Source organism: Bacillus pretiosus (assembly GCF_051294775.1).
Taxonomy (GTDB): Bacteria; Bacillota; Bacilli; order Bacillales; family Bacillaceae_G; genus Bacillus_A; species Bacillus_A wiedmannii.
On sequence record NZ_JBPPHF010000002.1, the window covers coordinates 1,169,464 to 1,194,208 of the forward strand.

At 35.7% G+C, this 24,745-nt stretch carries 22 protein-coding genes; 17 read left to right on the plus strand and 5 right to left on the minus strand.

What is annotated here, in order from left to right:
• The first annotated feature begins 5 nt into the window (after nt 1-5).
• The 5 genes from hutH to ACSG5Z_RS14360 all read left to right on the plus strand — a co-directional run bounded on the left by hutH (nt 6) and on the right by ACSG5Z_RS14360 (nt 6,182).
• A complete protein-coding gene (hutH, locus tag ACSG5Z_RS14340) occupies nt 6-1,523 on the plus strand; it encodes a histidine ammonia-lyase (RefSeq protein ID WP_000631835.1) in 1,518 nt (505 codons plus the stop codon).
• Nucleotides 1,524-1,546: 23 nt separating this feature from the next.
• Nucleotides 1,547-3,205, plus strand: a complete 1,659-nt coding sequence (gene hutU, locus ACSG5Z_RS14345) for a urocanate hydratase (RefSeq protein ID WP_000416700.1) — start codon at nt 1,547-1,549, stop codon at nt 3,203-3,205.
• 12 nt (nt 3,206-3,217) lie between these two features.
• Nucleotides 3,218-4,489, plus strand: coding sequence for an imidazolonepropionase (gene hutI, locus ACSG5Z_RS14350; RefSeq protein ID WP_075312265.1), 1,272 nt, complete (start codon nt 3,218-3,220; stop codon nt 4,487-4,489).
• Nucleotides 4,468-5,439, plus strand: a complete 972-nt coding sequence (hutG, locus tag ACSG5Z_RS14355) for a formimidoylglutamase (protein WP_435711624.1) — start codon at nt 4,468-4,470, stop codon at nt 5,437-5,439. The genes hutI and hutG overlap by 22 nt, the downstream gene beginning before the upstream one ends.
• 281 nt (nt 5,440-5,720) lie before the next feature.
• Entirely contained in the window at nt 5,721-6,182 is a 462-nt protein-coding gene (locus ACSG5Z_RS14360) for a CarD family transcriptional regulator (RefSeq protein WP_170771247.1), read from the plus strand.
• 753 nt (nt 6,183-6,935) lie between these two features.
• Here ACSG5Z_RS14360 and ACSG5Z_RS14365 read toward each other — a convergent pair.
• Nucleotides 6,936-8,030: an NAD(P)-dependent alcohol dehydrogenase gene (locus ACSG5Z_RS14365; protein WP_435711626.1), complete on the minus strand. Its 1,095-nt coding sequence runs from the start codon at nt 8,028-8,030 to the stop codon at nt 6,936-6,938.
• A 427-nt stretch (nt 8,031-8,457) separates the two neighbouring features.
• Here ACSG5Z_RS14365 and ACSG5Z_RS14370 point away from each other — a divergent pair, with 427 nt between their 5' ends.
• The 5 genes from ACSG5Z_RS14370 (at nt 8,458) to ACSG5Z_RS14390 (ending at nt 14,941) form a co-directional block, all read left to right on the plus strand.
• A complete protein-coding gene (locus ACSG5Z_RS14370) occupies nt 8,458-9,585 on the plus strand; it encodes an alkene reductase (RefSeq protein WP_262749924.1) in 1,128 nt (375 codons plus the stop codon).
• Between the two features lie 67 nt (nt 9,586-9,652).
• Entirely contained in the window at nt 9,653-11,221 is a 1,569-nt protein-coding gene (locus tag ACSG5Z_RS14375; RefSeq protein WP_098082512.1) for an FMN-binding glutamate synthase family protein, read from the plus strand.
• Between the two features lie 324 nt (nt 11,222-11,545).
• The gene (gene putP / locus ACSG5Z_RS14380) at nt 11,546-13,024 is read left to right on the plus strand and encodes a sodium/proline symporter PutP (RefSeq protein WP_435711629.1); all 1,479 of its coding nucleotides are present in this window, start codon (nt 11,546-11,548) and stop codon (nt 13,022-13,024) included.
• A 341-nt stretch (nt 13,025-13,365) separates the two neighbouring features.
• On the plus strand, nt 13,366-14,310 hold the full coding sequence (locus ACSG5Z_RS14385) for a ring-cleaving dioxygenase (protein ID WP_262749918.1): 945 nt from the start codon (nt 13,366-13,368) through the stop codon (nt 14,308-14,310).
• Between the two features lie 19 nt (nt 14,311-14,329).
• Nucleotides 14,330-14,941: an alpha/beta hydrolase gene (locus tag ACSG5Z_RS14390; RefSeq protein WP_087982089.1), complete on the plus strand. Its 612-nt coding sequence runs from the start codon at nt 14,330-14,332 to the stop codon at nt 14,939-14,941.
• 47 nt (nt 14,942-14,988) lie between these two features.
• On the opposite strand, the gene ACSG5Z_RS14395 is transcribed toward ACSG5Z_RS14390, so the two are convergent.
• Nucleotides 14,989-16,521 (minus strand): BA3702 family sensor histidine kinase, encoded by a 1,533-nt coding sequence (locus ACSG5Z_RS14395; RefSeq protein ID WP_087982092.1) that lies wholly within the window; start codon nt 16,519-16,521, stop codon nt 14,989-14,991.
• 238 nt (nt 16,522-16,759) lie between these two features.
• Here ACSG5Z_RS14395 and ACSG5Z_RS14400 point away from each other — a divergent pair, with 238 nt between their 5' ends.
• Nucleotides 16,760-17,131 (plus strand): VOC family protein, encoded by a 372-nt coding sequence (locus ACSG5Z_RS14400; protein WP_001246939.1) that lies wholly within the window; start codon nt 16,760-16,762, stop codon nt 17,129-17,131.
• A gap of 20 nt (nt 17,132-17,151) precedes the next feature.
• On the opposite strand, the gene ACSG5Z_RS14405 is transcribed toward ACSG5Z_RS14400, so the two are convergent.
• Nucleotides 17,152-17,961, minus strand: a complete 810-nt coding sequence (locus tag ACSG5Z_RS14405) for a YitT family protein (protein ID WP_000251342.1) — start codon at nt 17,959-17,961, stop codon at nt 17,152-17,154.
• A gap of 144 nt (nt 17,962-18,105) precedes the next feature.
• Here ACSG5Z_RS14405 and ACSG5Z_RS14410 point away from each other — a divergent pair, with 144 nt between their 5' ends.
• From ACSG5Z_RS14410 to ACSG5Z_RS14425, 4 genes are all read left to right on the plus strand, one after another.
• Nucleotides 18,106-18,909, plus strand: coding sequence for a protein phosphatase 2C domain-containing protein (locus ACSG5Z_RS14410; protein WP_087982093.1), 804 nt, complete (start codon nt 18,106-18,108; stop codon nt 18,907-18,909).
• A gap of 15 nt (nt 18,910-18,924) precedes the next feature.
• Entirely contained in the window at nt 18,925-19,377 is a 453-nt protein-coding gene (locus ACSG5Z_RS14415; protein ID WP_088122887.1) for a peptidoglycan recognition protein family protein, read from the plus strand.
• A gap of 17 nt (nt 19,378-19,394) precedes the next feature.
• On the plus strand, nt 19,395-19,646 hold the full coding sequence (locus ACSG5Z_RS14420) for a DUF2164 domain-containing protein (RefSeq protein ID WP_001994665.1): 252 nt from the start codon (nt 19,395-19,397) through the stop codon (nt 19,644-19,646).
• Between the two features lie 453 nt (nt 19,647-20,099).
• Entirely contained in the window at nt 20,100-21,578 is a 1,479-nt protein-coding gene (locus ACSG5Z_RS14425) for a DUF4822 domain-containing protein (RefSeq protein ID WP_435711630.1), read from the plus strand.
• A gap of 217 nt (nt 21,579-21,795) precedes the next feature.
• Here the strand turns inward: ACSG5Z_RS14425 and ACSG5Z_RS14430 are convergent, their stop codons facing one another.
• Both ACSG5Z_RS14430 and ACSG5Z_RS14435 read right to left on the minus strand, forming a co-directional pair.
• Nucleotides 21,796-22,008 (minus strand): CsbD family protein, encoded by a 213-nt coding sequence (locus tag ACSG5Z_RS14430; protein WP_016077378.1) that lies wholly within the window; start codon nt 22,006-22,008, stop codon nt 21,796-21,798.
• A 171-nt stretch (nt 22,009-22,179) separates the two neighbouring features.
• Nucleotides 22,180-22,992 carry a GNAT family N-acetyltransferase gene (locus tag ACSG5Z_RS14435; protein WP_087982102.1) on the minus strand — a complete coding sequence of 271 codons (813 nt, stop codon included), beginning with the start codon at nt 22,990-22,992 and terminating at the stop codon, nt 22,180-22,182.
• Between the two features lie 152 nt (nt 22,993-23,144).
• Here ACSG5Z_RS14435 and ACSG5Z_RS14440 point away from each other — a divergent pair, with 152 nt between their 5' ends.
• Both ACSG5Z_RS14440 and ACSG5Z_RS14445 read left to right on the plus strand, forming a co-directional pair.
• Complete coding sequence (locus ACSG5Z_RS14440) at nt 23,145-23,348, plus strand: hypothetical protein (protein WP_048544090.1); 204 nt, start codon at nt 23,145-23,147, stop codon at nt 23,346-23,348.
• A 454-nt stretch (nt 23,349-23,802) separates the two neighbouring features.
• Entirely contained in the window at nt 23,803-24,591 is a 789-nt protein-coding gene (locus ACSG5Z_RS14445; RefSeq protein ID WP_435711631.1) for a helix-turn-helix domain-containing protein, read from the plus strand.
• The last annotated feature ends 154 nt before the right edge of the window (nt 24,592-24,745 follow it).

The following is a 24,745-nucleotide window of genomic DNA, read 5'->3' on the forward strand; positions in this document are numbered from 1 at the left end:
AAAGAATGATTACGTTAACAGGACACACATTGACAATTGAAGAAATGAAGAGGTTGTTACTTGAAGGGGAAGGTGTAACAGCTTGTCCAAATAGTATGCAAAAGGTGGCGGAGTGCCGCGAAGTTGTTGAGAAAATTGTAGAGGACGGAAAAGTCGTTTACGGTATTACAACTGGATTTGGAAAGTTCAGTGATGTGCTTATTCAAAAAGATGATGTAAAGGCACTTCAACACAATTTAATTCAGTCACATGCATGCGGTATAGGTGATCCATTCCCTGAAGAAGTATCACGCGGTATGTTAATTTTACGAGCGAACACGATGCTTAAAGGAGTATCTGGTGTTAGACCACTTGTTGTAAATATGCTTCTTGAGTTTGTAAATCGTAAAATTCACCCAGTCGTTCCGCAACAAGGGTCACTTGGTGCGAGTGGCGATTTAGCACCTTTATCTCATCTTGCGCTTGTATTATTAGGCGAAGGTGAAGTGTTCTATAAGGGGAAACGTGTTCATGCGATGGTTGCTCTTACAGAAGAAGGGCTTGAACCGATTGAACTTGAAGCGAAAGAAGGGCTTGCATTAATCAATGGTACGCAGGCGATGACAGCGCAAGGAGTTCTTTCTTATATAGAAGCAGAAGCAATGGCGTATCAAGCTGAATTCATTGCTTCGATGACAATTGAAGGATTACAAGGCATTATTGATGCATTTGATGAAAATGTTCATAAGGCACGTGGTTATAAAGAGCAAGTGGAAGTAGCGAGCAGAATTCGTGACATCCTTCATGATAGTAAATTAACAACAAAACAAGGAGAACTACGAGTACAGGATGCATATTCACTTCGTTGTATCCCGCAAGTACACGGTGCTTCTTGGCAAGTTTTAAATTATGTGAAAGAAAAATTAGAAATTGAAATGAATGCAGCAACAGATAATCCGCTAATCTTTGATGGCGGAGAAAAAGTAATTTCGGGTGGGAATTTCCATGGTCAACCGATTGCGTTTGCGATGGACTTCTTAAAAGTAGGAATGGCGGAACTTGCAAATATTTCAGAGCGTCGTATCGAGCGTTTAGTAAATCCGCAATTAAATGATTTACCTCCATTTTTAAGTCCAGAACCAGGACTTCAGTCTGGTGCAATGATTATGCAATACGCTGCAGCGTCACTTGTTTCTGAAAATAAAACGTTAGCACATCCAGCGAGTGTTGATTCAATCCCGTCATCAGCTAACCAAGAAGATCACGTAAGTATGGGAACAATCGCTTCACGCCATGCACATCAAATTATTCAAAATGTAAGACGTGTTCTTTCAATTGAGATGATTTGTGCGATGCAAGCAGCAGAATATCGCGGTATTGAAAACATGAGTACAGTGACGAAGAGCTTCTACCATCAAGGCCGTCAACAAGTACCTTCTATTACAAATGATCGCATATTCTCAACGGATATTGAAAATATTACGCACTGGTTAAAAACGAATTATTCGATAAAAGAAAGATTAGATGTAAACGCGGCACTATAAAATGAGAAAAGGGAGAGATTGAAATGGAAAAAGTTAAACAAACAATTCGCGCGCCAAGAGGTACTGAATTACAAACGAAAGGGTGGGTTCAAGAAGCTGCACTTCGTATGTTAATGAACAATTTAGATCCTGAAGTTGCTGAAAAACCAGAAGAATTAGTTGTATATGGCGGAATTGGCCGTGCAGCTCGTAACTGGGAAAGCTACCATGCGATTGTAGATTCATTAAAAACGTTAGAAAGCGATGAAACATTACTTGTTCAATCAGGAAAACCAGTTGCAATTTTTAAATCGCATGAAGATGCACCTCGCGTTCTTTTAGCGAACTCAAACTTAGTACCAAAATGGGCGAACTGGGATCACTTCCGTGAACTAGAGAAAAAAGGTCTTATGATGTACGGACAAATGACAGCAGGTAGCTGGATTTACATTGGAACACAAGGTATTTTACAAGGAACATATGAAACGTTTGGCGAAGCGGCACGTCAACATTTCGATGGTTCATTAAAAGGTACATTAACACTTACTGCCGGCTTAGGTGGTATGGGTGGTGCACAACCTCTTGCTGTAACGATGAACGGCGGTGTTGTCATTGCTATTGATGTTGATAAGCGCAGCATCGATCGTCGTATTGAAAAGAGATACTGTGATATGTATACAGAATCATTAGAAGAAGCATTAACGGTTGCGAACGAGTATAAAGAGAAGAAAGAACCAATTTCAATTGGTTTATTAGGAAATGCGGCAGAGATTTTACCAGAACTAGTGAAGCGCAATATTACGCCAGATTTAGTTACGGATCAAACATCTGCTCATGATCCATTAAACGGTTATATTCCAGTAGGTTTCACATTAGAAGAAGCAGCGAAACTTCGTGAAGAAGATCCAGAACGTTACGTACAATTATCAAAAGAAAGCATGACAAAACATGTAGAAGCAATGCTTGCTATGCAAGAAAAAGGCGCAATTACATTTGATTACGGAAATAACATTCGCCAAGTTGCTTTCGATGAAGGTTTGAAAAATGCATTCGATTTCCCAGGATTCGTTCCAGCATTTATCCGTCCATTATTCTGCGAAGGAAAAGGACCATTCCGCTGGGTAGCACTTTCTGGTGATCCAGAAGATATTTATAAAACAGACGAAGTAATATTACGTGAGTTTGCGGATAATGAGCATTTATGTAACTGGATTCGTATGGCTCGTCAGCAAGTTGAGTTCCAAGGTCTTCCATCTCGTATTTGTTGGTTAGGTTACGGTGAGCGCGCGAAATTTGGTCGCATTATTAATGAAATGGTGGCAAATGGTGAATTATCAGCACCAATCGTTATCGGTCGTGACCATTTAGATTGCGGATCAGTAGCATCTCCAAACCGTGAAACAGAAGCGATGAAAGACGGTAGTGATGCAGTAGCAGACTGGCCAATTTTAAATGCATTAATTAATAGTGTAAACGGTGCGAGCTGGGTATCTGTTCACCACGGTGGTGGCGTTGGTATGGGTTATTCACTTCACGCTGGAATGGTTATCGTTGCAGATGGAACAGAAGCAGCAGCAAAACGTATTGAGCGCGTATTAACTTCTGACCCTGGTATGGGTGTTGTTCGTCACGTTGATGCAGGGTATGACTTAGCTGTAGAAACTGCGAAAGAAAAAGGCGTTAACATTCCGATGATGAAATAAGGAGGAGAAAACATGCTGGACACTTTACTAATAAATATCGGTCAATTACTAACAATGGATCAAGAAGATGGTTTGTTAAGACGGGAAGCGATGAACACGCTTCCTGTTATCGAAAATGGTGTGGTTGGAATTGAAAACGGCGTAATTACTTTCGTTGGAACAGTGGAAGAAGCTAAAGGATTACAAGCGAAAGAAGTTATTGATTGCGGCGGGAAAATGGTTTCTCCTGGTCTTGTTGATCCGCATACTCACCTTGTATTTGGTGGATCTCGTGAAAATGAAATCGCACTAAAATTACAAGGAGTTCCGTACTTAGAAATTTTAGAAAAAGGCGGAGGTATTCTTTCAACTGTAAATGCAACGAAAAAGGCGTCGAAAGAAGAACTTGTTCAAAAAGCGAAATTCCATTTAGACCGTATGCTATCTTTCGGAGTTACAACTGTAGAAGCGAAGAGTGGTTACGGATTAGATGATGAGACGGAATGGAAACAATTAGAGGCAACTGCACAATTACAAAAAGAGCACTCGATTGATTTAGTTTCCACATTTTTAGGTGCTCATGCAGTTCCGAAAGAGTATAAAGGTAGATCAAAAGAATTTTTACAATGGATGTTAGACCTACTGCCAGAAATGAAAGAGAAGCAATTAGCTGAATTCGTTGATATTTTCTGTGAAACAGGTGTGTTCTCTGTTGAAGAGTCAAAAGAGTTTTTATTAAAAGCGAAAGAGCTTGGGTTTGATGTGAAAATTCATGCAGATGAAATTGACCCTCTTGGTGGCGCGGAAGCAGCGGCTGAAATTGGTGCAGCATCAGCGGACCATTTAGTTGGCGCTTCTGATAAAGGAATTGAAATGCTTGCAAACTCTAATACAGTAGCGACTTTATTACCAGGAACAACTTTCTATTTAAATAAAGAAAGCTTTGCTCGTGGACGTAAAATGATTGATGAAGGTGTTGCAGTTGCTTTGGCTACAGACTTTAACCCAGGTAGTTGTCCAACTGAGAACATTCAGCTTATTATGAGCATTGCAATGCTCAAGCTGAAAATGACACCAGAAGAAGTTTGGAATGCAGTAACAGTTAACTCTTCTTACGCAATTAATCGTGGCGATGTAGCTGGGAAAATTAGAGTTGGTCGCAAGGCAGATTTAGTTTTATGGGATGCTTACAATTATGCTTACGTACCGTATCATTACGGCGTAAGTCATGTAAATACAGTATGGAAAAATGGTAATATCGCATATACAAGAGGTGAACAATCGTGGAGCACGGCCACTATTTAAAGAAAAATGCAAAGTTTATCGATCGTGAAGTGACGAAATGGAGTGAGATGATTAAAGATTGGGAGGAAGGCTTGGAAATATTCGGTGCTGCCTTAATTGGAGCACCCCTTTCTAAACCATCTATTAGTCATTCAGGAGCAAGTTTTGCACCAAAAACAATTCGTGCAATGTTAGATGCATATAGCACGTACGCAATTACAGAAGAACATGATATGAAAGAAAGTGTCTTATATGATTGCGGCGATATTACGATGCATGTGACGGATATAAAAGAAAGTCATAGGCGAATTGCGAAAACAGTTGGTCATGTAACGAAAGTAAATCCGAACATGATACCAATCGTTCTTGGTGGTGACCATTCGATTAGTTTTCCGAGTATAACAGGGTTTGCAAATAGTAAAGGGAAGGTCGGCGTTATTCAATTTGATGCCCATCATGATTTACGTAATTTAGATGATGGTGGCCCATCAAATGGGACACCGTTCCGTAGTTTACTAGAAAATGATGTCATTACAGGAAAACAACTCGTTCAAATCGGAATTCGTAATTTTTCAAATGCACGAGCGTACCATGAATATGCAAAAGAACATGGCGTGACAGTGTATACAATGAAAGATGTACGAGAGCGACAAATCAAAGATATTATCACAGAAAGTATTGAAGTATTAAGAAAGCAAGGCGTGACTTCTATTTATATTTCTCTTGATATGGATGTACTAGATCAAGCATTTGCACCAGGTTGTCCAGCAATTGGTCCTGGCGGTATGGATAGTACGACTTTACTTGATGCGATTGAATTTCTTGGTAAAGAACCGCTCGTTCAAGGGATGGATATAGTAGAAATTGATCCAACCCTTGATTTCAGAGATATGACGAGTCGAGTAGCTGCGCAAGTGATTATGAGTTTTCTTTTAGCGAGAGAGACAGTACGTAAGCAGGTAAGTGTATAGGCGTGAAATTAATAGGGAATGTTTAACGATTCCGTATAAAAAACACATTACTATTTATATGTAGTAATGTGTTTTTATGTAAAAAGAGAAGGCGAAATTAGAATGTATATATGTGCGGAAAAGTTAATAAGATTGCGGGTTTTTAATGATATTTTACGAAATTATTTTCTTAGTTCGAAAGGATTGACATTAAAAATAATTTTATGATAAAATAAAAATTTTGCTAAAAAAATGATTGTGTGTTAAGATTGAGAAGGTTACCATATATGGAGGTGGATTATTTGTTTCAAATTGGCGATAACATTGTTTATCCAATGCAGGGAGCAGGTATAATTAAAGCCATAGAAGAGAAGGAAATCACAGGAGAAAAACAACAATATTATGTTATAAAAATGTCGGGTAGTAATATGGAAGTAATGATTCCGGCAGGGAGAATATTGAGCTCAAATATACGACCAGTCACGGATATAACGGCAATAGCACACATATTGGATATTTTTCAACATGGAGAATCTGATAGATTACTTACGTGGAAACAAAGGTATAAATTGAACACTGATAAAATAAAGACGGGTAAAATACAAGAAGGTGCTGAAGTTGTACGTGATTTATTACGTATGCAGAAAGAAAAAGCACTTAATGCAAGCGAAAAGAAAATGTTAGATAACGCACACGAATTTTTGATTAGTGAACTGGGATTAATTGAGGGTATCACAGAAAGTCAAATAAAAAGCTTTTGTTAAGATTCATTACAAATAATGTATTAGATCCCAAAAAAGGTTTTGAATTTTTTGGGAACATAATTATAGAGAATTAATCATTTCAAAGACATTCAATTCTTTCAAACCACTTTTAGAGCATTAACCTCTTTTGTTATTACTACAATCAAATCCATTTTTATTTTTTAAATTCTTTACGAATATTCGAAGTTTAATTAAACACTTCGATAGAATAGTTACTTGATTTTTGCAATCCTGATTCACACTGGCACGGACGAGGAGCCGTAAGGATGAAAGAGAGGTAGGGCTTTCATTGTTTTAGGTTTATAAGTTATTATTTTTAGAAGAATACTGAACCATTCTCACTTCTACTGCTAAGGAATTTTTTATATGTGAAGAGATAATAATTGTTTATATTCTTTATATTAAAGAGATAAATGAATTTTTAGCCATATACGGTCAACTAAAAAGGAGTGTCATATAGTCGATAATTCGACTATGTGACAGCTCCTTTTTTCATGGGGATGAACGGATAAATAGAAAAAACAATGTGTTAGATATGCAATTATTATCGTAATGCTTGTTGTTTGCATGTTGGAAACGAATTTGTTCCCTATCTTCTTTAGAGCAATGACAGAGATGGAGACTAGGCGATGTGGAATAAGAAATCAATCACGAAAGAATATAAATGGCGAGGCTGATGTACGTATATGGGGAAAAAACCGTGCTTTTGCACGGCTTTTTTTATGTTAGTTATCAAGAGAAAGCAAACAGATGTTACTCCATTACGATAATCGGCTTAATCGTTTTCCCTGTTTTAGAATCTTCAAATGCTTGAGCGATTTCTTCAAAAGAATAGAATTGTACAAATGTATCGAATGGGAATAATCCTTTTTGATAGAAATTAATTAATTTTGGAATGAATAGTTGTGGCACTGCATCACCTTCAACTACTCCTTTAATTGTAATAGCTTTTACGACAATTTCATTTGTTACGTTTATAGTTAAATCTTTTTTACCGACAGCAACAGTTGCCATAGTCCCTTTTACTCGTAAACATTGAATGGATTGAAGTGTAACAGTATTTACGCCAGTTGTTTCAAATGAGTAATGAGCTCCACCGTTTGTAATTTCTTTAATTTTGGCAACTGGATCTTTGATTAAGCTATTAATCGTGTGTGTAGCCCCTAATTGTTTTGCTAATTCTAAACGACTATCATGAATATCAACGGCAATGATTGTAGTACATCCAGCAATTTTAGCTGCCATTAAGCCACTAAGACCAACAGCGCCAGTTCCAAATACAACTAGGCTACTACCTGGTTTTGCTTGTAGTGAATGTAAGATTGTACCGCTACCAGTCATAATTCCGCAACCAAGTGGACCTAACAAACGTATATCAACATCTTTTGTTACTTTTACAACATTATTTTCATCAACTACGGCATGGTATGCGAATGAAGATTGGCCGAAGAATTGAGAAATATCATTATTGTTAAGATCGTGTATAGGTGTTACATGGCGTTTGTTTTTTCCAGAGAAGTTTAACTCAATCATATTTTCGCAAGCAGCAGCATTACCATCTAAGCAATTTTCACAATGACCACAGTAAGAGAATCCGAGTACTACATGGTCACCAGGTGTAACAGATGTTACATTACTTCCCACTTTTTCCACAATACCAGAACCTTCATGTCCTAAAACAACTGGTTTTGGTGTGGGCATTGTCCCGTCTAAAACTGTTGCATCTGTATGACATATATCAGAAGCGATAATTTTTACTAATACTTCATCGTCTTTAATCTCGTCTAAGTATACTTCTTGCATATTAAAATCTTTTTCGGGTTTAGAAACGATAGCTTTTGTTTTCATTGTTATCCTTCTTTCTAAAAGTTAAATAAGAAAAAATACGTTCAACTATGTAGGAGTCTTTTATTCGTTCCTAAAATTTTGTTTGTATAATAAAAAACAAATGAATGATTGAAGCCTCGTTACTGTAAGTTTGAATATAGTACAATGGAAATCGTTTTTTTTAGTAAATAGTTTGAAAAACAATTACCAATATATTCTATAGTAATAAAAATAGAAGAAAAGAAAACATCCACTTAACAAGTATTTTCCTCATCCACTTACTGAACATAAAAATAGACAGTAGAGTCTTGAATACCAGAACCCTTAAAGTTAAAAAACAGTTAGTTTTATTATGCGAATATTTCTACATAAGAGCGTATAAATTGACGTTACTATCTAAAAGTAAGTATGATGCGATTATAGTAAGAATTTTTTAGGGGGAAGAAAAATGACAAGTTCAAATAATAAAGCAGCAAGTATTTATGAAGGAACAAATATAAATGATTGGGGTTCTTTTGAAAATATTGAAGAAACGAAGTTATTTGACTCGATTCAAATTGGATCTTGGTCTCTTCGTAATCGCATAGCAATGGCACCGATGACGAGATGTTTCGCGAATCATGAAACAGGAATCGTTGGTACTGATGTAGTCGAGTACTATAGAAAACGTGCAGCTGATGGAGTTGGCTTAATTATTACAGAGGGAATCGTCATTAGCCCAAGAGCAAAAGGAAATCCAGGAGTACCAGGGATTTATACACAAGAGCAAATCGATTCGTGGAAGCCTGTTACAGAGGCAGTACATAAAGAAGGTGGAACGATTATTGCTCAAATATGGCATGTTGGCCGTATGAGTCATCACGAGCTAATTGGTGGGCAGATGCCACAAGCACCGTCTGCTATCGCTGCAGAGGGAAATGTTCCGCGTTTTCGTAAACCGTTCGACACGCCAGAAGCAATGACGTTAGAAGAAATACAAGAGGTGATTGGTCAATATGCACAAGCTGCGAAAAACGCGATCGAAGCTGGATTTGATGGAGTAGAAATACACGGTGCACACGGATATTTAATCGATCAATTTACTTATGAGTTCGCAAATAAGCGTACTGATAAATACGGCGGAGATTTAAAGCAAAGGCTAACGTTTATGAAAGAAGTAACAGAGGCTGTAATAGAAGCTGTTGGGGCTGATAAAACACTTCTTCGCTTCTCTGCTTTCAAAGGTGATAATCCAACTTATATGTGGGAAAACCCTGAGCTTGCAATTGAAACGTTTGTAAATATGTTCAACGAAGTTGGATTAACGATGATTCACCCTTCAACGATGAATTATACAGCAGTTATTGCTGACGGAAAGAATTTTCATCAATTAGTAAGAAAATATTGGGAGGGTACGATTGTAGGAGTAGGGAATTTAAATCGGAAAGAGGCTGAAGAAGCGTTGCAAGAAGGAACAATTGATGTAGTGGCATTCGGAAGACCTTTAATAGCTAATCCAGATTTTGTTCATCGAATTAAAAATGCTGAAAGTTTAGTTGAATATGATGCGAAAGAGCATCTTGCTACGTTAATTTGAATAAAGATAAAAGGAGAACACATCAGGTGTTCTCCTTTTATTATGGATTTTCATAGGAGGAAGCGGGATGAGTGAAACGCTACTCGTTATTATTAGTATATTGCTCTTATTGATGTTACTATTAATCATTTTTTTTATTATTACATTTTTTATTAAAAAACGGACGCATCATTCTATATTAAAGCTGCATCCATACTTAGGAAGGATGCGTTATTTACTTGAAAAGATAGGACCGGAATTTAGGCAATATTGGTTTGATCATGATACGGATGGAAAGCCCTTTTCACGTTATGATTTTCAAAGTGTAATGTTTCTAGCGAAATACCGTTCAGAAATACTCGGTTTTGGATCAAAACGAGATTTTGATGCATCTGGATATTATATTGCTAATACATTATTTCCGATATTAACAGATGAATTAAGTGTGAATGTAACGCAAGAACGTGAAGGGAAAAAGTATGTGATTCATAAAGAAGGGTTATTTTCACGAAGAGAAAAATTGACAGCGGATACAACGAATCTTTGGTTATATGAAGAAGACGATGCAATTATCGTCGGTGAAAACCGCAAATATCCGTGGAAACTACATGGCATGTTTGGGGCATCTGCGACTTCTTACGGTGCGATTGGCGAAAATTATATTTTAGCGAGCGGATTTGGTGCGAAGATGGCTGGCGGATCGTGGATTAATACTGGCGAAGGTGGCGTTATTCCAGAACATTTACATACAGGTGCGAATATCGTTGCGCAAATTGGTCCGGGTTTATTTGGGTACCGTGATGAGGGTGGTAATTTTTCAATGGAGAAATTTATGGAGAAAGCAAAAGAAAGCAATATTAAAGCATTTGAATTGAAATTTGGGCAAGGTGCGAAAATACGTGGTGGTCATCTAGAGGGACAAAAAGTAAATGAGAAAATTGCTTCTGTTCGGAATGTGCGAAAAGGAGAAACGATTAATTCACCGAATCGATTTCCATTTTTAAAGAATGCAGCAGATACACTTTATTTTATTCAACGTTTGCAAGAAAACGGCGGTAAACCAGTCGGGATGAAGATTGTAATTGGACAGCAGGAGCCGTTGGAAGATTTATTCAAAAGGATGAAAGAGTTAAGCATCTATCCAGATTTCATTACAATTGATGGTTCAGAAGGTGGATCAGGAGCAACGTATAAATCGATGGCAGATAGTATGGGGATGCCGCTTATTCCAGCGTTACTGACATGTATTGATACAGCGAATCATTATGATGTTCGGGACAAATTCAAAGTGTTTGCCTCGGGGAAATTAATTACACCAGATAAAGTGGCAATTGCTTTAGCTATTGGTGCAGATGCTGTAAATTCAGCACGCGGATTTATGATGGCAAGTGGCTGCATAATGGCACTTCAATGTAATTCCGGACAATGTCCATCTGGAGTTGCCACGACGAATCCGCACTATCAAAAAGCGCTAGATCCGTATGAGAAGAAATGGCGAGTAATGAATTATGTTGTTAGCATGAGATATAGTTTGTTCTCACTTGCGGCCGCAGCGGGAGTAAAGAGCCCGCGTCATTTAACGAGAGAGCATATTGTGTTTAAAGATGAGGTGGGGCGGATAGTTCCTCTTTCAGAATTGTTTCCTACTAGTAAATAGAAGATAAGCTATGTTTAATAGATTAAAAGTCATATATTCGTATGGCTTTTTTCTTTTAAAATTTGTCTGATAAGTGAATGAAAATAAGGTGTGAAAAACGGTATTATATTTTCTGAATATTTTTACTTTAATTTATTTTAAAACCGGGGTAATCCACTGGGATAAAGGCGTTTATAAAGGTTTTCACATGTAGTGAAAAGGGCTTGTTCACTTGAAAGAACAAAAAATGTTTGTTAAGGTAGGGAACCATAAGCGAAAACAAGAAAATAGAAAAAGTCATTTTTCGAAATTTTGAATGGCTTATGTAACTAAGGGAGAGATTTGGTGAAGATTGAGATTATGGTTTCGCTTGCTATTTATATGGCAGGTATGTTGTATATCGGTTATTGGTCTTATAAGAAGACATCCGATTTATCAGATTATATGTTAGGAGGAAGGGGACTCGGTCCAGCAGTTACAGCTTTATCAGCTGGTGCTTCTGACATGAGTGGTTGGATGCTAATGGGATTACCTGGTGCGATGTACGCAACAGGATTATCTAGTGTATGGATTGCGATAGGGTTATTAATAGGTGCTTATGCAAACTATTTAATTCTTGCCCCGCGTTTGCGAACGTATACAGAAGTGGCAAATGATTCAATTACGATTCCAGACTTTTTAGAGAATCGATTTAAAGATCGTACGAAAATACTTCGTTTTGTCTCCGCTATCGTCATTTTAGTATTTTTCACATTTTATGCGTCGGCTGGTTTAGTATCAGGTGGGCGTTTGTTTGAAAACTCTTTCAACCTTGATTACAAAATTGGTTTATTTGTAACTGTCGGTGTCGTAGTTGCTTATACACTATTCGGTGGCTTTTTAGCAGTAAGTTGGACCGACTTTGTGCAAGGATGTATTATGTTTATTGCGCTTGTATTAGTACCAATTGTTGCTTTTACAGATGTGGGCGGTGTAACAGAAACCTTCAATACAATTAAGCAAGTTGATGCATCGCGTTTAGACATGTTTAAAGGGACTACAATTCTTGGTATTATTTCATTTTTAGCATGGGGTCTTGGGTATTTTGGGCAACCGCATATTATTGTTCGCTTTATGGCAATTACCTCTATTAAAGATTTAAAAACTTCTCGTAGAATCGGTATCGGTTGGATGACGATTTCAATTATAGGTGCAATGCTTACTGGTCTAATTGGTATTGCTTATTACGCTAAAAATAATGAGACATTACAAGACCCGGAAATGGTCTTTGTAACATTCTCAAATATTTTATTCCATCCGTACATTACTGGGTTTTTACTATCAGCTATTTTGGCTTCGATTATGAGTAGTATTTCCTCGCAATTACTTGTTATTTCAAGTGCAGTAACGGAAGATTTCTATAAAACATTTTTCCGTCGGGACGCTAGTGATAAAGAACTTGTATTTATCGGTAGACTGTCAGTATTAGTAGTAGCTATGATTGCAGTTGTTTTAGCAGATCATCCAAGTGATACAATTTTAACACTTGTCGGTTATGCTTGGGCAGGATTTGGTTCAGCATTCGGACCCGCTATTTTATTAAGTTTATATTGGAAGAGAACGAACAAATGGGGCGTTCTTGCTGGGATGATTGTAGGTGCAGTAGTTGTTATTACTTGGGTACAAATTCCAAGTTTAAAAGCCACTATGTATGAAATGGTACCTGGATTCTTCTGTAGCTTATTAGCTGTTATTGTTGTAAGTTTATTAACGAAAGAACCAGTGAAAGCAATTCATCGTGAATTTAATGAGATGGAAGCAGTGTTGGAAGAGGAAACGAAATAATTAGCGAAGAGAGTAAATGATAACTAGCATTTACTCTCTTTTGATTTAAAATGAAAATAAGCACCTTGTTGACAACTAAAAGTAAGTAACTTATAATAAATATTTAGTTCGAGATAATTTATTTCCGAATAAAGATTTCAGATGGAGTAAATATTTTTTGGGAATTATCTCGAATTCGAGATTAATTCAGTGATATAGAAGATAATGCGTAATTTCACAGCTTATATCTCGAATTAAAGATAAAATCATAACGATGGATTTTACTTTGCAGTATGGACAAAATGAATAATGAATTTTAATGTATACAAGTTTTTAAAATGAAATAAAAAGGGGCGGAGAAAATGGAAAAGAAAACGATGGGAATTCATCACATTACAGCAATCGTAGGACACCCACAAGAAAATGTAGATTTTTATGCTGGTGTGTTAGGTTTACGTTTAGTGAAACAAACAGTGAATTTTGATGATCCAGGCACGTACCATCTTTATTTTGGTAATGAAGGAGGAAAGCCTGGAACAATTATTACGTTTTTCCCATGGGCAGGTGCTCGTCAAGGAATTATTGGTGACGGTCAAGTAGGCATTACGTCTTATGTCGTACCAAAGGGCGCAATGGAGTTTTGGGAAAATAGATTAGAAAAATTTGATATTTCGTATACAAAAATGACTCGATTTGGAGAGCAGTATTTAGAATTTGATGATCCACATGGTTTGCATATAGAATTAGTAGAAAGAGAAGAAGGCGAATTAAATAATTGGACTTTTGGAGAAGTTACGCCAGAAGTAGCAATTAAAGGATTTGGCGGTGCTGTTCTTTTATCTGCACAACCTCAAAAAACAGCTGAATTGTTAGAGCATGTTATGGGTCTTGAGAAAATTGGAGAAGAGGGTGAATTCGTTCGATTCTGTTCTTCTGCTGATATTGGGAATATTATCGACTTGAGGCTATCGACAATCGGGCGTGGCCAAATGGGTGTTGGTACAGTCCACCATATTGCTTGGAGAGCGACTAACGATGATGATCAACTCGACTGGAAAGAGCATGTGTCTCGTTTTGGATATCACGTAACGCCTGTACAAGATCGAAATTATTTTAACGCAATTTATTTTAGAGAACACGGGGAAATCTTATTCGAAATTGCAACAGACCCTCCTGGTTTCGCTCATGACGAATCGTTAGAGACGATGGGTGAGGAATTAAAGTTACCGGAGCAATATGAACCACATAGAAAACAAATTGAACAAACACTTTTACCATTTGAAGTGAGAAATTTAGACGAAAAGTGATTGAAAGGGGAAAAGGATTATGATGAAACATATTTTTCAAAAAGGAAAAGATACGTCAAAACCCGTGTTGTTATTACTTCATGGTACAGGAGGTAATGAATTAGATTTATTACCACTTGCAGAAATAATTGATCGGGAAGCATCTGTATTAAGTGTTAGGGGAAATGTATTAGAAAATGGCATGCCACGTTTCTTTCGCCGATTAGCAGAAGGTATTTTTGATGAAGAGGATTTAATTTTCCGTACGAAGGAATTAAATGAATTTTTAGATGAAGCTGCAAAAACATATGAATTTGATAGAAATAACATTGTAGCTATCGGTTATTCAAATGGAGCAAACATTGCTGCAAGCTTATTATTCCATTACGAAAATGCATTAAAAGGTGCTGTCCTTCATCACCCAATGGTACCTAGAAGAGGAACACAATTGCCTAATTTAGCAGGGAAATCAGTATTTATCGCTGCTGGGACAAATGACCCGATTTGTTCATCAGCGGAGTCAGAGGAATTGAAGGTACTATTAGAGAATGCAAACGCTACTGTTACAATGCATTGGGAAAATAGAGGACATCAATTAACGATGGGTGAAGTAGAAAAAGCAAAAGAATGGTATGTCAATACAGTATTATAAAAGTAAAAAAGAAGCATCTGCTAACAATTAGCAGATACTTCTTTTTTTTACGACTGAATTGCAAGATGAGACGAAGAAAGTGGTAGCTGAATATCAACGATCGTACCTTTATTTAATTCGCTTGAAATGTGTAATTTACCATGATGTTCTTCAATTATTTTGTAACACATCATTAATCCTAGTCCTGTTCCCTTTTCTTTTAAACTATAAAATGGTTCACCTAAACGAGAGATACGATCTTCTGGGATACCGCAACCTTCATCTATAATACGTATTAAGATGAAAGTATCCTCTAATGGCTTTGTTTGGATGTAAATATTTCCGCCATTTGGCATTGCTTCTATCGCATTTTTTAATATATTTATAAAAACTTGTTTTAATTGGTTACCATCACATTGAATATCATGTTTGTAATCAAAATGATCCATAATGATATGAACACTATGCATAATAGCAGTTGGTAAAATAAATGTAACTACCTCTTCAATTAAAGCTTGTATGTTACAAGTTTGGATAGATAATACTTGTGGTTTAGACATCGCCATAAATTGACTCGTGATAGATTCCATCTGTGAAATCTCACTTAACATAACATCGATATACCATTTCTGCTCCTCATTTATTTCAGGGAGTAGCAATGTTAGAAAACCTTTTAGAGAAGTGAGTGGATTTCGAATTTCATGTGCAATTCCAGCTGTCAGTTGTCCGACTACTGCGAGCTTTTCTGATTTTCGTAATAACTTTTCCGTTTCTTTTAGCTCGGTAACATCTCTTCCCATTACGATAAGACCTTTACGGGAGCCGTCAGAATGATAAAGTGGAACTTTCGATATACTTAAGATTAGATCGAAATCATCTCTATGAATAATAAATTCCTCGCCATGAAGAATTTGTCTTTGTTGCCATGCTAGTTCGTCGACTTCTTCACAATGTAAAAAAGCCTCTCGGTACGCTTCGTTATATTGAATGAGTTCACTATCTTTTTTCCCGTGGTAAGGTACATGATGGAAATTGAAACAAGAAAGTGCGTAGTCATTTGCCTCAAGCCAGCGCCCCTCATGATCCTTAAATATAACAAACGCAGGCATGGAGTTCACTAATGTACGTAACCTCTTCTCACTTTCTTTTAGCATATTCTCAATTCTTTCTGATTTTTCAAGAGGCTTCATAATGGCATATACGCCAGTTAGACGATTTTGGACAAAAATAGGAACTAGTTTTGTCACGACGTCTAATAAGAATCCATTTTCATGATAAATTGATAAGATATACTCTTGTTGATTATCCGCTCCAGTATTCTTTATATTTTGTAATACTTGCTCAGAAATACGAGCTTCTAAAATAGAGGTAATATTTTTCTGTTCTAATTCTAAAGAAGTGTAACCTAATATTTTTTCGGCAGAAGGATTTATATGTAGTATAACTCCCTCTAAATTTAATGAAATAATACTATCAGGATTGTGTTCGAACAGAGATGCGTACATTTCTGTTAATGAACGATTTTGTATATGGTTTCGCAAACGTCTAGAAATGTTCGGATGACGTTTTCTTTGAGTTGATGAATATTTTTTACGACTCATAATAGTTCCTCCGTACAAATAGCATCTAAAAAGATTTGTCTATTCATAACTATAATATAGATGTAATGTGTATTTCTATAAAAAATGGAAGTTATATAATAAATTTTGTTTTCTTTATTTTTTGCAAAGTGAGTACAAGGTGGTAATAAGGGGAGCTTATATTGTTTTATAACTCTTTTGTAAGTTACAAAAGTAGGTTTTCTTTATAACATTAGGGTAGAAGAGGGGGGGAGAGAAAATGAGAAATTATATTCAAGGTATCGATCATGTGCAAGTAGCTGCGCCTGTAGGGTGTGAAGAAGAAGCAAGAGAGTTTTACGGTAATAAAATTGGTATGGAGGAAATACCGAAGCCAGAGGAATTAAAGAAGCGTGGTGGGTGCTGGTTTAAGTGTGGAAATCAAGAGATTCATATCGGAGTTGAGAAAAACTTCAATCCAGCTAAAAAGGCGCATCCAGCTTTTTATGTTTTAAAAATTGATGAATTTAAACAAGAGTTAATAAAGCAAGGCATTGAAGTAATAGATGATCATGCACGGCCAGATGTAATTAGATTTTATGTGTCAGATCCGTTCGGAAATCGAATTGAATTTATGGAAAATAAAAACTAGGTGGAAATCCACCTAGTTTTTTAACCTTTTCTAAACAATCCTAATACTTCAACCGTTTCGGTAATGTTAACGAATGCATGAGGGTCAATTTCAGAAATTGTTAATTTCATACTTGCTAATTCTTCACGAGAAACGACGGTCATAAGTACACGTTTTTTTTCGCTGGAATAAGCACCTTCGCCATCAAGTAATGTAATTCCACGTACAACAGTTGAAAGGAGTTGTTTTTTCATTTTTTCTGCTTCATTTGTTACAATCATAAGTGTAACCTTTCGATGTTTCGTATGAATAGCATCGATCACTTTACCAGTTACATAAATTGAAAGTAAGCTTGTAAGAGCAACATCCCAAGTGAAGAAGAATCCTGCAATTATTACAACGACTGCATTTAAAATAATAAGGAATCCACCAAGTTTAATGTCTCTTTTTCGAGACAATAGCATACCGATAATATCAAATCCACCAGTTGATCCATTACAGTTAAAAACAAGGCCGATACCAGCTCCGGCAATGACACCACCAAAGATAGATGATAAAAGTGGGTCTGTTGCTACGACTTTTACTGGAACGTAGTATAATGCAACAGATAATACAATAACAGAGATAACAGTGTTAAAAATCACTTTTTTTCCAAGACCTATGTAACCTAAAATAAGGATAGGTAAGTTTAATACAAAGTTAATAATACCCGTGTTTACAGGAGTTACAATCCCTAAAATAATAGCAATTCCGCCAATTCCGCTACTTAAAATTTTGTGGGGGATAAGGAAAAGATTAAATGCAATCGCAATAATAATAGAACCGATAATAACACCAAGAAATCTGACCATTTCTTTCCCGTCCTTCACTAAAAAATTCATATTATTTCAAGATTATATATGATATTGAAAGTTTTGGGTAAAAACAGTTTATTTCGGAAAATTAGATTAATCAAAAGAATTCGAGTATTTTCTCGTTTGAAAGGGGATACAGATATGAGGATAAAAACGTATCAACAGAAAAGCCCGTTAAAGCAAGAATGTGAGGATTCTTATTTTTGTAATGAAGAAAAAAAGGTGTATGGTGTATGTGATGGTGCAACACCGCTCGTCCCGTTTCGTGATGAAAAGGGACATAATGGAGCATACATCGCTTCGCATTTATTTGCAAGTTATTTTGCTTCATTACGTGAAAATCATAGTTTGCAAGTTGCCGTTGCAAAAGCAAATGAAGCATTGCAAAGCAAAATGTTAGAGTATGAAGTAGATACGAGAAAGAAAGAGCATTTGTGGTGTACATGTATTGCGGCAGTTCAAATAGATGGTGAGAAAATTGAATACGCACAGTTAGGGGACTGTATGATTGTCGCAATACTTCAAAATGGAACGATGCGAGTATTAACGCAAGACACGGTTGAAGGAATTAGTAAACGAGCAAAAAAAAAGAGGGAAGAAGACCGTAATAAAGGGTTAACTGTACCAGAAGAACATGTTTTTCAAGATGTGCGAGAACAGTTAAAATATAATCGTTATCTTGCAAATATGCAGGACGGGTATTCTGTTGCAAATGGAATGAAAGAAGCGATACATTATTTACAACATGGTGAACTACATATAGATGAAGTGAGTGGGATTTTTATTTGTTCAGACGGATTATTCCACCCAGATTGGCCACTTGAACAAACTGTTGCATATATAAGAAAGAATAGTATAAGTGAATATGTAGCAATCATTGAAGAGCTAGAAGGGGAAAAGAGAATAAGACCAGATGATAAAACAATTATGATCATTGATTTTTAAGGGGAGGATGTTCAAATGGAAATTAAATGTGTTAATTTAACATTTCAAGATGAATTAGTTCCTTTAGAGAAAGTTAATAAACTGATTATCCACCATACATCCGAAGATGGATGGGATGTGTATAAAACACATGAATTTCATCAAAAAGTAAGAGGGTGGAGCGGGATCGGTTACAATTATTTTATTGAAGAAGATGGAACTGTAGTCCAAGGGCGAGGTTTACATATTGGAGCACATGCGAAAGATAATAATAGGGATACAATTGGAATATGTATGACGGGTAATTTTGATAAATATGATCCAACTACCGCACAAATGAATGCATTATATTCTTTATGTAAAATGTTTATGAAGCAGTTTGCTATAAAGAAAGAAAATATACTCGGTCATAGGGAGCTAGAAGGCGTTACAAAAAGTTGTCCTGGAAAGCATTTTTCTATGGTAGAGTTAAGAAACGGACTAACTTAAATATAGAGGAGTAACAAATGATGATGAATATAAAAATACCTAATGATAAAAAAGAAGAGCTTGTGGCACAAATTCAGCAATTTTTCGTTGAAGAAGATTTAGATGAAATTGGACGTTTCCAAGCAGAGCGATTAATAGAAGAAATGATTAAATTAGTAGGACCGTTTGCATACAATCAAGCAATTGGAGATGCTAGAAAGCTTGTAACAGAGAAACTATCTAATATTGAAGAAGATTTGTATGTGTTAGAGAAGAATGAAGGGAAGTAAAAAGAGCCATTTTGGCCGTATTCCGTCAATTATAAAATAAGTATTATGCCACGGCTTTTTCCGATGTTCTGTTTGGAAAAGGCCGTGAAGTTGTTTTTGGGCATATAAAATAAAGTTTCATTTTTTTTGTCAAAAAGAACCCTAGAACTAAAAACGTTATTCTTTCTTAACAAGCTAGATGAGAAAGAATAACGTTTTTTAGATTGAGATTAAAAATATATTATCTTAATTTTATCTTTTTTTAATAATTTATTTATAGGCAATTTATAGTTGCTATTTATAATTCCTATATATAGCAGCTATGGATACTACAAAGAAGAAATTTGGATGTGTATCCCTTTGTATCCAATTAGCTGTAATCAAAATTTAAAACATGAATTGCTCACATAGAATCTTCTTTTGGAAGATAAGTGGTGTAATTCTTTGTTAAATGAAGGAAGGGATTGGGAAGCTATGAATAAAACAATTTTAAAAACATGTATCATATCAGCAGTTTTAGGTGGAAGTTTATTAAGTGAAACGAATGGAGAGGTGAAAGCAGAAGAGGTTACACCAAACACGAATCATACTGGTGTATTCAAAGATGTTCCAAAGGGGCACTGGGCATATGAGGCGATTCAGCAATTAGCAGGTGAGAAAATCATTTTTGGCTATGATGATGGAAGATTTGGTTTTGGAGATAACGTAACACGTGAACAAGTTGCAGCTTTAATGTATCGTTATTTTAATATGGAAGAAAACAAAAATTATCAAAACCCATACGGTGACGTAAGTGAAGATTCAACAAGCTATATAAAGGAAATTTTATCTTTAACAGAAATGGGTGTTTTTAAGGGGGATGAGCATGGAAACTTTAGACCGAATGCATCCTTAACACGCGCAGAAATGGCACAAGTTCTTACAAATGCTTTTCATTTAAAGGCAAAGAGTGATCATACTTTTAATGACGTTGCAACGAACTCATGGGCAAGAAATGCAATTAGTGCTGTTCAAACAAATAATATTGCAAAAGGAGTAGGAGGAGGGAAATTTGCTCCAAGTATGGATGTGACGCGTGAACAGTACGCACAATTTTTATACAATGCAATACAAGAAACAGAGCAAATTCAACAAACGAAAGGGCAACTACTAGCTAGCATACTTGGTGAAACAAACTGGAAAGGGACAAAAGTCTATGACAAAGATCATAATGATGTAACGAAAGAAAATCAAAATTTCATCGGGCTTGCAAAATATGATGCTAAAACTGCAAGGTATGAATTTTTTAATGCAAGTACAGGAGAGAGTCGTAATGATAGCGGTACCTTTTTTATAACGAATGATGGAAAGAAAAGGGTGTTAATTTCTGAAACGCAAAATTATCAAGCAGTTGTTGAATTAACGCAATTAGATAAGGAGAAATTTACATATAAAAGAATGGGGAAAGATGCAAAAGGGAACGATGTAGAAGTGTTTGTTGAACATGTTCCTTACCATGGAAAAGAACTTTCTTTCACGTGGCCTGATAAAAAGTTAGAAAGCTCGACGGGGAAAATAGTTACAGACGTTGATGGAGATGAAATTTTATCTAGTACACTATGGAATGGAACGGTGGTATTAGACGAACAGGGTAATGATGTAACAAAATACAACTCAAACTTAATCAGTCTAGCAAAATACGATAAAAATACAAATAAATACGAGTTTTTCAATGCGAATACAGGAGAAAGTCGTGGAGACTATGGTTTCTTTGATGTTGTACATGGTAATAAAATAAGGGCTCACGTTTCGTTAGGAAATAATAAATATGGTGCGGTCCTTGAACTGACTGAGCTAAATAAAGAGAAATTTATGTATACAAGAATCGGGAAAGATGCGAATGGAAAAGATATAAAAATCTTTGTTGAGCATGAACCGTATACAGGTGACCTAAAACCAAATTTCACAAAGTAATCTTTTACTCTAGCAAATGCACTATGTTAGTAAGAGAAAGCCTGAGCTATTAGGTAATTATACAGTAGAAGTAAAATAGTTATTTAAAGACAAATAGATGCCTTGAGGCATCTATTTGTCGGTTTAAAATGATTTTATGGGCAAATATTAAATACAAATTCTTTTTTCTAGGATCTAGTAACTCCCTACTTGCACAACCATATATCCTAGTTCTTTTTTATTTATTCTCTTTATGCTCTTTATATTCATGTACTTTCTCTTTTACATTACCAACCGTATCTTTAGCAGTGCCTTTCACTTTATCCCATTTTCCTTCAGCTTGTAATTTCTTATTGTCAGTTACTTTCCCGACAACTTCTTTTACTTCACCTTTTACTTTATCAATGGCACCTTCTACTTTTTCCTTTAAACCATGATCATTCTTAGTCATACATTTCTCCTCCTTGTAGTTTGATTAGAATTCTCTTTTCATGTTGCAAGTTGAATGATGTATCTAGTAATAGCGTAACAAATATAGTTTGAATATTCAAACGATTAATAGGATAGAAAAGGAATTGTCATGAAATGTATAAAATTGTAATGAGAAGAGAAAGCATGTAAATTACATGTCTTTTGCAGTCCATATTGATTTTGTATAAGCAATTTTCATATGGGCACGTTCCATATTATTTTGACTTCCGGTACCGAACCTTGCTTGTCCGACTATTAAATGACAGTTTTTCGCTAGGGCTTTTTCTATTCGTTTTTGAATTAAGGCAGTATGACAGCCTTTACGCTGAAATTCTGGCAAAGTAGCAGAAGCAGCTAATGAAGCAATCCCATTATTTATATACAGGACACCAATGCCTGCAGGAGTATTTTGAACTTCGGCTATGAAAAAATGCCAGCCAGGTTTATTGTAGAGAATTTCGTTATTTTGGCGTACGCCATCTTTTGTAAAGGGTGGCATGTTAAATCCACGTACATATATGTCTGCAAAAATATGAAATTCATTTTCTTTTAGTTGGCGTACTGAAATGTTAGAAGTAAGTAGGGATGGATCTTCTCTCGGTATACTATATAAAGCGGTATGGAAGCTGGATTGGTAAAATCCTTTTTGAGACAAGTATTGAAATAATTCAGCTGTACCTTGAGCGGGTGTAATTTCAAAACGACAAGGGATTTGTAGCGATTGATAATAAGAGATGATTTCATCTATCTCATCTGTATTTGTAAAGGTAACGCCTTTTACTGTGTTAAAAGCAGGACCAAAAATTATTTTTGATGAAAAGGCAGTGGCATTCCCGAACTTTTTCATTTGTATTTGCATTGGATTTTCAGCTAACGCTTGTAGTGCTTGTAGTCTAGAAGAGAGCATATGTATTTCTGCGTTTTCAATTTCTTGAGCTGCATTGAGTGTCATAATTGTACTCATAATATTCCTCCGTCAATAAATATATTTCATAGTACATATACGATGTTTGTTCGGAGATTCCTGTTGAAATGTAAGAGAATAAGAGGTTTTTTGGAAGGGAAATGGAAGTGAACTGTCGAAGGGAGTGGAAACAGATTAAAGGTGGTGCTCTCATGAAACAGGAAGACGTGCAGACATGCTCTAATTGTGGTTCTCATAACATAGGAGAAGGGGAGTTTGTCGGTTATGCACAAATACGGAAAAAGGAGACGATGTTCACATCTTCACCAGTAGATGCTTATATTTGTACAGATTGTGGGAATATCCTTTTATTAAAAGTACGACATTATGAAAAGTTTAAGCAGAAGCCGTTATGATTATGGAGAAGTGTTTTTATTAGGGAAGTTAGAGGAGTAATATTTTACATATATATATATGAGTATGTCCTTATATAAAGAGATGACAACATATACTGTGTGGGATGCTTATTAATCGTTGCACGACATACAAAAATGTATAGAAGAAATTGTGAATCAATATGGGGAAGACAAATTAACCCTTATTGGAATACTTCATATCGAAAACTCCTTTAAATGAATAAGGGAGTTTTTGGGTTTTTGTGACAGTAATTACCTTTAATTGTTATAATTGGTTATTGGGAGAGGGTATTTTATTAACGCCATAATCATAGAAGAAAACTAGCTAAATCGTATAGAAAACGGCTATATAACACAATCGCAACCATAAGTTTACAAAGTGCAACTGCAGGAAGATAGAGATAAGGGTAATGTTTACATACAATTTAGTTAAGAAAACAAAGGGGACACACATATGGGATTTGGTGAAAAGCTTTTTAAATTAAGAAAGGAAAAGGGCCTTTCTCAAGAAGCATTAGCTGAAAAATTAAACACAACAAGGCAAGCGGTTAGTAAATGGGAAAACGGTCAAGGTTTTCCTGAAACTGAAAAGTTAATAATGATTGGAAGTGTATTTGAAGTATCACTCGACTATTTATTAAAAGAAACTGCTGAGCAAAGTAATGAAAATGTGGAGGGCTATTACGTAAGTCAGGAAATGGCAGAAGGGTATATAGTGTATGGGCAAAAAATTTCTAAATATATTGCGTTAGGATTTAGTTTGCTCATTTTATCGACAATACCGTATTTATTATTTAAAGAAAATGCAACAATGTCGACATTTCTTGTCATTATCATTGCTGTCCTTGGAATTGGAGCAATGATGGTACCGGCAACGATAGAAGAGAGTCGATACAATGTATTGAAAAAAGAAGAACTACTATTTGATCAAAACTTTCTAAAAGAATTGACAAAAAGATATGAAGTAATTAAGAAGAAGTATGCTGCAGTAATGATCGTTGGATTTTGTTTTATAGCAGCAGGAGCGATACCATTTTTATTTGAGAAAAAGCATATCACTTCAGGAGAATTAGTGCAGTATTATCCGTACTGTGTTGTACTTATTGCGATTGGAGTCTATCTTTTTGTTCGTGTTGTAGGAGTGTGGGAGATATATCGAATTTTAGTAGAGAATAAAGAATATAGCAATCGTATTATTTTTAAAATGAAAAAGAAAGTAAGAAAAAAGGTAGATAGTTTATAAAAAATAAAAAACATGTTTCGAATCAATGTATTCAAAACATGTTTTTTATCGTTCTGAATTATTTCCAAAGAAATAATTCAGAAAATACGGAAAAATGTCGTAATCACTTGTAGAAGTCTGTTATAATGAACGAAATGAAAACGCTTTAAAGGGG

What these genes read in the sequence shown, in the direction of transcription:
- hutU (WP_000416700.1), top strand. Translation starts at nt 1,547, where the DNA reads ATGGAAAAAGTTAAACAAACAATTCGCGCGCCAAGAGGTACTGAATTA.
- ACSG5Z_RS14425 (WP_435711630.1), top strand. Translation starts at nt 20,100, where the DNA reads ATGAATAAAACAATTTTAAAAACATGTATCATATCAGCAGTTTTAGGT.
- ACSG5Z_RS14445 (WP_435711631.1), top strand. Translation starts at nt 23,803, where the DNA reads ATGGGATTTGGTGAAAAGCTTTTTAAATTAAGAAAGGAAAAGGGCCTT.
- ACSG5Z_RS14365 (WP_435711626.1), bottom strand. Translation starts at nt 8,030, where the DNA reads ATGAAAACAAAAGCTATCGTTTCTAAACCCGAAAAAGATTTTAATATG.
- ACSG5Z_RS14435 (WP_087982102.1), bottom strand. Translation starts at nt 22,992, where the DNA reads ATGAGTACAATTATGACACTCAATGCAGCTCAAGAAATTGAAAACGCA.
- hutI (WP_075312265.1), top strand. Translation starts at nt 3,218, where the DNA reads ATGCTGGACACTTTACTAATAAATATCGGTCAATTACTAACAATGGAT.
- ACSG5Z_RS14440 (WP_048544090.1), top strand. Translation starts at nt 23,145, where the DNA reads ATGAAACAGGAAGACGTGCAGACATGCTCTAATTGTGGTTCTCATAAC.
- ACSG5Z_RS14410 (WP_087982093.1), top strand. Translation starts at nt 18,106, where the DNA reads ATGAGGATAAAAACGTATCAACAGAAAAGCCCGTTAAAGCAAGAATGT.
- hutH (WP_000631835.1), top strand. Translation starts at nt 6, where the DNA reads ATGATTACGTTAACAGGACACACATTGACAATTGAAGAAATGAAGAGG.
- ACSG5Z_RS14375 (WP_098082512.1), top strand. Translation starts at nt 9,653, where the DNA reads ATGAGTGAAACGCTACTCGTTATTATTAGTATATTGCTCTTATTGATG.
- ACSG5Z_RS14430 (WP_016077378.1), bottom strand. Translation starts at nt 22,008, where the DNA reads ATGACTAAGAATGATCATGGTTTAAAGGAAAAAGTAGAAGGTGCCATT.
- ACSG5Z_RS14415 (WP_088122887.1), top strand. Translation starts at nt 18,925, where the DNA reads ATGGAAATTAAATGTGTTAATTTAACATTTCAAGATGAATTAGTTCCT.
- ACSG5Z_RS14400 (WP_001246939.1), top strand. Translation starts at nt 16,760, where the DNA reads ATGAGAAATTATATTCAAGGTATCGATCATGTGCAAGTAGCTGCGCCT.
- ACSG5Z_RS14390 (WP_087982089.1), top strand. Translation starts at nt 14,330, where the DNA reads ATGATGAAACATATTTTTCAAAAAGGAAAAGATACGTCAAAACCCGTG.
- ACSG5Z_RS14420 (WP_001994665.1), top strand. Translation starts at nt 19,395, where the DNA reads ATGATGATGAATATAAAAATACCTAATGATAAAAAAGAAGAGCTTGTG.
- ACSG5Z_RS14385 (WP_262749918.1), top strand. Translation starts at nt 13,366, where the DNA reads ATGGAAAAGAAAACGATGGGAATTCATCACATTACAGCAATCGTAGGA.
- ACSG5Z_RS14395 (WP_087982092.1), bottom strand. Translation starts at nt 16,521, where the DNA reads ATGAGTCGTAAAAAATATTCATCAACTCAAAGAAAACGTCATCCGAAC.
- ACSG5Z_RS14405 (WP_000251342.1), bottom strand. Translation starts at nt 17,961, where the DNA reads ATGGTCAGATTTCTTGGTGTTATTATCGGTTCTATTATTATTGCGATT.
- ACSG5Z_RS14370 (WP_262749924.1), top strand. Translation starts at nt 8,458, where the DNA reads ATGACAAGTTCAAATAATAAAGCAGCAAGTATTTATGAAGGAACAAAT.